At 56.8% G+C, this 8,676-nt stretch carries 7 protein-coding genes; 5 read left to right on the forward strand and 2 right to left on the reverse strand.

The genetic code is table 11. The features are described 5' to 3' along the window. Positions 1–46: 46 nt before the first annotated feature. Both ACYQ11_RS08290 and ACYQ11_RS08295 read right to left on the reverse strand, forming a co-directional pair. Positions 47–790 carry an enoyl-CoA hydratase/isomerase family protein gene (locus tag ACYQ11_RS08290; protein ID WP_459923308.1) on the reverse strand — a complete coding sequence of 248 codons (744 nt, stop codon included), beginning with the start codon at positions 788–790 and terminating at the stop codon, positions 47–49. A gap of 262 nt (positions 791–1,052) precedes the next feature. Continuing rightward, positions 1,053–2,858 carry an acyl-CoA dehydrogenase family protein gene (locus ACYQ11_RS08295; protein ID WP_459923309.1) on the reverse strand — a complete coding sequence of 602 codons (1,806 nt, stop codon included), beginning with the start codon at positions 2,856–2,858 and terminating at the stop codon, positions 1,053–1,055. 246 nt (positions 2,859–3,104) lie between these two features. Here ACYQ11_RS08295 and ACYQ11_RS08300 point away from each other — a divergent pair, with 246 nt between their 5' ends. The 5 genes from ACYQ11_RS08300 to rfbD all read left to right on the forward strand — a co-directional run bounded on the left by ACYQ11_RS08300 (position 3,105) and on the right by rfbD (position 8,241). Then, a complete protein-coding gene (locus ACYQ11_RS08300) occupies positions 3,105–4,670 on the forward strand; it encodes a sigma-54 interaction domain-containing protein (protein ID WP_459923310.1) in 1,566 nt (521 codons plus the stop codon). A 137-nt stretch (positions 4,671–4,807) separates the two neighbouring features. Beyond that, a complete protein-coding gene (gene rfbB / locus ACYQ11_RS08305; protein WP_459923311.1) occupies positions 4,808–5,887 on the forward strand; it encodes a dTDP-glucose 4,6-dehydratase in 1,080 nt (359 codons plus the stop codon). Continuing rightward, positions 5,884–6,765, forward strand: coding sequence for a glucose-1-phosphate thymidylyltransferase RfbA (rfbA, locus tag ACYQ11_RS08310; RefSeq protein WP_459923312.1), 882 nt, complete (start codon positions 5,884–5,886; stop codon positions 6,763–6,765). Before rfbB ends, rfbA begins: the two co-directional genes overlap by 4 nt. Continuing rightward, the gene (gene rfbC, locus ACYQ11_RS08315; protein ID WP_459923313.1) at positions 6,762–7,322 is read left to right on the forward strand and encodes a dTDP-4-dehydrorhamnose 3,5-epimerase; all 561 of its coding nucleotides are present in this window, start codon (positions 6,762–6,764) and stop codon (positions 7,320–7,322) included. Before rfbA ends, rfbC begins: the two co-directional genes overlap by 4 nt. Positions 7,323–7,350: 28 nt before the next feature. Then, positions 7,351–8,241, forward strand: coding sequence for a dTDP-4-dehydrorhamnose reductase (gene rfbD, locus ACYQ11_RS08320; protein WP_459923314.1), 891 nt, complete (start codon positions 7,351–7,353; stop codon positions 8,239–8,241). Positions 8,242–8,676 lie beyond the last annotated feature (435 nt).

The following is an 8,676-nucleotide window of genomic DNA, read 5'->3' on the forward strand; positions in this document are numbered from 1 at the left end:
GTGAAAAAACTCCACGAAGCGTCTCTCGCTCCGTGGAGCCGTGATATTATGACATTCTGTAGGAGTAGGCAATCATCATCTGATTCCGGTCTTCCATCTGAAGGCAGGCTTCCATGCCGCCGGCGTCGATGTTGGCGTTGATGGCCTCCTTGGTCATGCGGATGCCCATGGGGTTCTTGCTGAGCATGGTCATGGCCAGTTCTTCGGCGGCGGCCATCATCTGGTCCTGGGGCAATCTGCGGCTGGCGAATCCCAGATTCACGGCGTCTTCCGAATTCATCCAGTTGCCGGTCAGAAGATATTCGTTGGCACGTCCCGAGCCGATCAGCCGCGGCAGAAAATAGCTGGAGGCCATGTCGGCCCCGCCGAGGCCGATGTTGATGTAGGCGGCGGAAAACCGGGCGTTTTCGCTGATGATCCGGATGTCCGAGGCCATGGTCAGGGAAAAGCCGATGCCCGCCGCCGCACCGTGCACGCAGGTGATGATGGGCTGGGGAATCCGTCGCATGGCAAGAAACAGTCGGGACATCCGGGCCTGGGCGTTGTAGGCCTCCACGGGTTTCATGGCCAGGATGGCCGGACCGTAACTCTCCATGTCGAGCCCGGCGCAAAATCCCTTGGCCGTGCCGCCGTCCAGGATGATCACGCCGATGCTGTCGTCGTACATGCGTTCCCGGAGAAAGCTTTCGAATTCGTCGACCATTTCGATGTCAAAGGCGTTGTACTTGTCCGGTCGGTTCAAGGTAAGATAGGCCAGTCGTCCTTCCTGTCTGAATAGCAGTCGATTCATGGTGTCCTCTTGGTTGTTTTTGATAAAACGGGTTGATGGTTGGGACGGACCGGCGCGAGGCTTGGCCGCGCAGGTGCCGTCCACCTGTTGCGTGTTTTTATCGATCAGTCGTTGATGAACTCGTAAAAAGTCATCAAATGATGGCAAAGAAAAAAGTTCGAGTTCAAGGCGTCGCGAATCCCGAGGAATGAGGCGTACTTGGGGTACTCCGCAGTGACGAGGGATGACGCGCAACGCAGAAATCGGGCTATTTACGAAGCCATCAGTCGTTAAACCCGTCCGCCGTCATGGAAAGGGTCACGGGGTCGTTGTCGGTCAAGCGTCGGGCCAGTCCCAGGGTTTTCGGAAGCTCGTAGGCGAAAAAGTACCGGAAGGTGCATTGCTTGCCCTCGTAAAACGCCCGGTCGGCCTTGGACAGGCTGCCGGCCAGGGCCGACTGGACGACCAGCGCCTGGTTCAGCCACTGCCAGGCCATGGTGATAATGCCGAACAGTTCCAGGTAAAGCACCGCATCGGCAAGCATGGTTTCCGGCCCCTGGGTCTGGGCCTGGACGATCAGGTGGGACGTGACCTTTTCCAGCGAGGCAAGGGCCTCTTCCAGTGCCTGGGCCTGGGGTTCGGTCGTCGTGTTGAACCGGGCTTCGGCGATGGTTTTTCGGACTTCCTCCATAAACAGGAAGAAGGCCTTGCCGTTGTGCATCACCACCTTCCGGCCCAGAAGGTCCATGCCCTGAATACCGGTGGTGCCCTCGTGGATGGTGTGGATACGCATGTCCCTGAAATGCTGTTCCACCGGGAAGTCCTCGCAGTATCCGTATCCGCCGAAACACTGGATGCTCTGGCTTGTGGCGAGGATGCCCATTTCCGCCGGGTAGGACTTGGCCACCGGGGTCAGAAGATCCAGCAGCAGATGATAGTGCTCCTTTTCCTCGGGCGGACAGACGTGCTTCATGTCTTCGTAGTAGCTCAACTGGAGAATCAGGGCAAGTGACCCTTCGACCACGGCCCGCTGAAACAGAAGCATGCGCTTGATGTCGGCATGCTCGATCAGGGGGATCTGGGGAGACATCGGATCCTTGGCCGACAGTTTCCGGCCCTGGCAGCGGTTCTGGGTATAGTCCAGGGCCGCATAGTAGGCCGCCGAGGCGATGGCGGTGGCGCCCAGGCCCACACCCAGGCGGGCTTCGTTCATCATCTGGAACATGTAGGCCAGTCCCCGGTTCGGCTCGCCCACCAGAAAGGCACGACAGTCGCCTTTTTCACCGAAGGACAGCTCGGTGATCGGTGCTCCCCGGTAGCCCATTTTATGGAAGACCTGGGTCACCGTCACATCGTTGTCCACCAGCTTGCCGTCATCGTCCGGGCGTTTTTTGGGAACCACAAACAGCGAGATCCCCTTGACCCCGGCCGGCGCACCATCGATTTTGGCCAGCACCAGATGGATCACGTTGTCCACGGCGTCATGGTCTCCGGCGGAGATGAAAATCTTCTGGCCGGTCAGGGTGTAGCCGCCGTTGCCGTCGGGCCTTGCGGTGGTCGTGATGTCGGCCAGGGAACTGCCCGCCTGGGGTTCGGTGAGGGCCATGGTTCCCTGCCAGAGGCCCTTGATCATGTTGTCGGCATAGGTTTTTTTCAGCGTGTCGTCTCCGAAGGTCAGGATCAGGTTGACCGCCCCGGCACTGAGCCCCATGTAGACACTGGCCGAATAATTGGCTGCGGCAAAGACGAAGTTGCAGGCGTTGGCCACGGTCATGGGAAGCTGGTCGCCGCCGAGGGATTCGGGAAAGATGGCGGAAATCCAGCCGTTGGCCCCGAATTCCCGGATTATTTTTTTGGTGGACGGGTGAACCCGGACCACCCCGTCCACCAGCTCCGGCGGATTTCGGTCCATCTCTTCAAAAATCGGATAAAGAAGTTTATCACCCAGCTTGGCCGCTTCGTCAAGGACCATTTTGTAGGTGGTGGCGTTGTGGTGCCCAAAATACGGCGACCGGTTCAGATCGGTAACCTTGAAAACCTCGTTCAAAAGAAAGCGGAGGTTTTTCATGCTGACCTGTTTTTTTGCCATGGTGGTTCCCCTTTTCTATGCGGTGAGTATCGGAGGGGGCGGCCGGAAAAACCGTGCGGCCACCGCCGTCGCGTCCTGATCGATAGTTTTCATTCACAATGTGTGCCGGAGGTGAAACGGCGTGTTTTGTCCGGAGATGACCGCTCGGCCCTTGCCGGAATCCGCCAAATATGGCATGAATAACCTCGGTTTTGAAAGTTTCGTCAAATATGACGGCTTATAGCGATTCATCCGGAGAACATTGCCATGAACGACGATCGATTTATCCGTGAGGCCACCCATTGCCTGTTCAGCAGCCTGACCATTGAAAAGACACTCTTTTCGACCTTTCATTATTTCAAGGCGTTCTTCCCCATGGACCTGGCACACATGTTCATCTACGATATTTCCCAGGATACCTTTCGCTATCTGGCCCTGGCCACGGAGAAGCGGGGGATTCTGATCGATGAGCAGATCAAGATGTCCCAGCGGGCGAAAAAAGAAATTCGGGAGCATGCTCTGGGCAGCGTCCGGACCTACACCAAGTCCGGCAGTGACATGATTCAGGAGATTTTTACCCATTTCAGGCGAAACACCAGCAAGCCCTTGATCGAGGATCATGAGGAATTTTCGGCTCTGGGCATTGTTCTGGACATCGGTATGCCTCTGGCAGGCGGATTTGCCATGGTGGCCCGTGGAAAGGACCGGTATAATGACGAGCATCGCGCGCGGCTCAAATTGCTCGACGGTGCTCTGACCGGGGCCGTCTTGAATCTGGTGAACCATAGGAATATTGTCTGTGAAAACGAGCGGCTGGCGTTGGAAAAAGACGAGCTTCGAAAGCGATTGGGTCATGTGAAAAACCATCAGATCATCGGCGCGGAAACCGGTCTGAAAGAGGTGCTGGAACTGGTTCGTTATGTGGCGCCCACCCACAGTCCCGTCCTGATCACCGGAGAAACCGGCGTGGGCAAGGAGCTGGTGGCCCATGCCATCCACCAGGAATCCACCCGCAAAGACGGCCCCTTTATATGTATCAACTGCGGCGCCATTCCCGAATCCCTCATCGAAAGTGAACTGTTCGGGCATGAAAAAGGCGCGTTCACCGGGGCGGTCGGCATGAAACGGGGATATTTCGAGCAGGCCTCCGGAGGCACGATCTTTCTTGACGAGATCGGCGAGCTGCCCCTGGCCTCCCAGGTGAAGTTCCTCCGGGTGCTTCAGACCATGGAATTTCAACGGGTGGGCGGAAGCCGGGCCATTCCGGCCGATGTCCGGGTCATTGCCGCCACCAACCGGAACCTTCTGGCCATGGTTCAGAAACGGCAGTTCAGGGAAGACCTGTGGTTCAGGCTTAACGTGTTTCCCATACGCATCCCCCCGCTCAGGGACCGAAAGGAAGATATTCCCGCCATGGCCCACTGGTTCGCCGAACGCAAGTCCCGGGAGATGAACCTGCCGAGCCTTGAGTTGTCCGTCCAGGCCAGGGACCAGCTGATGGCTTACGACTGGCCCGGAAACATTCGAGAACTTCAGAACGTGATCGAACGGGGTCTGATCGTGGGAAAGGGCGGGGCTCTGACCTTTGATACCCTGGTCCGGCAGCCCGCGGGCACGGATTTCGGGCCAAGTCCGTCTGTTGCGGGCGATTTCCCCACCATGGACCAGATGGTGATCCGGCACATCAAAGACGCCCTGATCCTTTGTGAGGGGCGAATCGACGGCAGGTACGGTGCGGCCGGGCGACTGGGCATGAATCCGTCCACCTTAAGGGGCCGCATGCGCAAATACGGTATTAGAATCCGCGTTACGGTCGATGAGTCAGGGGCTTGAATTGGTCGGCCAAAGATTGTAAGGTGAGGGCCGTTGTCTGATCACGCCCGGGATCCAGGCGGGCAGAGCCTCCACAAACACACACGGATTCCTGACGGCAGGACCTGCCGGATGCGGATCAATCGCGAGAGTTGTCTATGAAAACCATACTGGTCACCGGCGGCGCGGGGTTCATCGGAACCAATTTTATCCGGCATGCCCTGATGGAACGAACGGACTGGGCCATCGTGAATCTCGATGCCCTGACCTATGCGGGCAATCCCGCCAATTTCGATGATCTGTCCGATGACGCAAAACGGCGGCATACTCTGGTCCGGGCGGATATCTGCGACCGGGACGCTGTGTCGGCACTGTTTGACGTCCATGATGTCGACGGAGTGATCCACTTTGCGGCCGAGTCCCACGTGGACCGGTCCATCGTCGGTCCACGGGCCTTTATCGAAACCAATGTCAACGGGACGTTTACGCTGCTCGAGGCCGCCCTCGGCCATTTTCGGAAGAACAGCGCCAAGGATTTTCGGTTCGTCCATATCTCCACCGATGAAGTTTACGGAAGCCTGGGACCCGAGGGCTTTTTCACCGAAACCACCCCCTATGATCCCTCGAGCCCCTATTCGGCGTCCAAGGCGGCGTCGGATCATGTGGCCAAATCCTTTTACCGGACCTACGGCCTGCCCGTTCTGGTGACCAACTGTTCGAACAACTACGGTCCTTACCAGTTTCCGGAAAAACTGATCCCGCTGATGATCCTGAATATTCTTGAGGAGAAACCCTTGCCGGTTTACGGCGACGGCCTAAATGTCCGGGACTGGCTCTACGTGGCCGATCACTGCGAGGCGATCCTGAAGGTGTTCGACGGGGGAAGACCGGGAGAATCGTACAACATCGGCGGGAATGCCGAGGCGAAGAACATTGATATTGTCCGCCTGCTGTGCCGGATCATGGATCGTCGGCTGGGGCGGAGCGGAAATCGGGCAAGCGAGCGTCTGATCCGGTTTGTCGAGGATCGCCCGGGCCATGACCGTCGTTACGCCATCGATGCCTCAAAAATCAAACGCGAGCTGGGATGGACGCCTTCTTATGCATTTGAGGATGCCATCGAACAAACCGTGGACTGGTACCTCGATCATATGGACTGGGTGAATTCCGTGAGGAGCGGGGATTACCTGCGGTGGGTGGAACAGAACTATCAGAGTCGAAAGGGGATAGAATCATGAAAGGCATCATCCTTGCCGGGGGATCCGGGACCCGTCTTTACCCCATCACTCAGGTGGTCAGCAAGCAACTGCTGCCCGTTTACGACAAACCCATGATCTTCTACCCCCTGTCGGTGCTGATGCTTGCCGGAATCCGGGAGATTCTCGTGATCTCGACGCCCATGGATCTGCCCCGGTTTAAAGACCTTCTTGGAACCGGCGAACAGTGGGGGCTGTCGTTTTCTTATTGCGAACAGCCGAGGCCCGAAGGGTTGGCCCAGGCGTTTACCCTGGGCCGGGAGTTTGTGGGCAGCGATTCGGTCTGCCTGATTCTCGGCGACAACATTTTTTACGGTCACGGTCTGACCAGTCAGATCGAACACGCGGCACTGAGGCCTTCGGGGGCCACGGTGTTCGGGTACTGGGTCAAGGACCCGGAACGCTATGGCGTCGTCACCTTCGATGCGGACGGCCGGGCCGTGGATATCGAGGAGAAGCCCCAGTCGCCCCGATCGAACTGGGCGGTCACCGGTCTGTACTTTTACGACAACGCGGTGCTGGACATCGCGGCCGGCCTCAAACCCTCACGGCGCGGAGAATATGAGATCACCGATATCAACACGGCCTATCTGGCCCGGGGTGAGCTTTATGTGGAAAAGCTCGGTCGCGGAACGGCCTGGCTGGACACCGGCACCCATGCCAGTCTGATGCAGGCCTCCAATTTCATCGAAACCATCGAGGAACGTCAGGGGCTCAAGGTGGCGTGCATCGAGGAAATCGCCTATTCCAAAAATTACATCGACGCGGACCAGCTCGAAAAATTGGCCCGGCCATTGATGAAAAACGGATACGGCAAGTATCTGATGGACATTCTGAACTATGGGAAAATGCCTCTATGAAGATTGTGACAACCGATCTTGACGGTGTTCTGATCATCGAACCGGATGTGTTCGGGGACCATCGCGGCTTTTTTATGGAAAGCTACAGCAGGAAACGATACAGCGATCTGGGCATCTCCGTTGCATTCGTTCAGGACAATGTGTCCCTCTCCAGGCGGGGTATTCTGCGGGGGCTTCATTATCAGCTTGATCATCCCCAGGCCAAACTGGTTCAGGTCCTCAAAGGGGAAGTGTTTGACGTGGCGGTGGATATCCGTAGGGGTTCGCCGCAGTTCGGGTGCTGGGCCGGTGTGATGTTATCCGAAGAAAACCGCCGCCAGCTCTACATTCCCCAAGGATTCGCCCACGGCTTTGTCGTTACAAGTGAAACGGCTTTGTTTCATTACAAATGCAGCGACTATTATGCCCCCGGGGATGAGTACAGCCTGCTCTGGTCGGATCCGGACCTTGGCATCGCCTGGCCCGAAGAAAAACCGATTTTGTCGGACAAAGATCGGATCGCCCCTGTCTTAAAGGCCATTGGGATAGAATCTCTGCCCGTCTATTCAGTGAAATGACAGGCGTCATGCTCACAAGGAGATATCCATGACCACGCTTTTGATTTACGGTTCGGCGGGGCAGCTGGGTTGGGAGCTGACCAGGGTTTTTAAGGCTCACGGTATTTCAGCCCTGGGCCTTGATCTTCCGCATCATGATGTGTGTGATGCCCGCCGGATCAGCGAGATCATCGACCGGGAAACACCGTCGGCGGTGATCAACGCATCGGCGTTTACGGCGGTCGATCAGGCCGAAACCCAACAGGAAGCCGCGTTCAATGTCAATCGAGAGGGCCCCTCGCGATTGGCCCAGGCCTGTGCGTCAGCGGGGATCCCTCTGGTTCATGTGTCGACGGATTACGTGTTCGATGGAACCTCAAGGCGGCCTTACGTCGAAGAGGATCCGATCCGGCCCATCGGGGTATACGGATTGAGCAAGGCACAAGGAGAGAATGAGGTCCGGACCTATCTTGATCGTCATCTCATCGTGCGGACATCCTGGGTATACGGGGTTCATGGTCAGAACTTCGTCAAAACCATGCTGCGCCTCGGCAAAGAGAACCCGACGATTCGTGTGGTCGATGATCAGTACGGGTGCCCCACCTGGGCCAGGGATCTGGCCCGGGCCCTCGCCGTCATGGTCCTCAGAATTCTCGAACAGAGGGATGTCCCGTGGGGGACCTATCATTATTGTGGAGACGGGGTGACGAGCTGGTACGGTTTCGCACGGGCCGTTTTTGAACGTGCCGAAACGTACATCCCATTGAAACTCAGAGAACTTACGGCCATCACAACGGCGGACTATCCGACCCGGGCGAAGCGCCCGGTCTACTCGGCTCTGGACTGTGAAAAAATCAACCGGGCCTTCGGGATCAGGCCAACGCCCTGGCAACAAAGTCTTGACCTGATGCTCGATGAGCTGCTCAGGGGTAATGGATAGGATCCTATATATATTAAGGGTCACACGATGAATAGGAACTGGAGACCCCGCGTGCCAGAATGGTTCTGAGTTCATCCAGAATTTCACAGCGGTCCAGGCACTTGGGGAACTTGAACCGGGAAGGACACGTGAGACAGGGGCTCTTGGTGATGTGTCCGATGTCAAAATCGAATCGATCGCGTTTTACAGTCATAACGAAACCACGGTGATAGATTGAAGAATAATTCAATAAAACATTTGGTTAGACGATACCATAAGACAGGCATGGGCTCAAGCCAAAACAAAATCTGTTTTGGCCTGAATTTATGTGTTGACAAGGGGAGGCCGCACAAGTATAACACCCAGGCTTGTTGCTGATCGGGGTGAACGTAAAACCCACAATGACAAGCATCCCGGCAATCGACAGCGGTAAATTCCGAACGAAAGCCGGGGCGC

It is taken from the genome of Desulfatiferula olefinivorans (assembly GCF_054657895.1).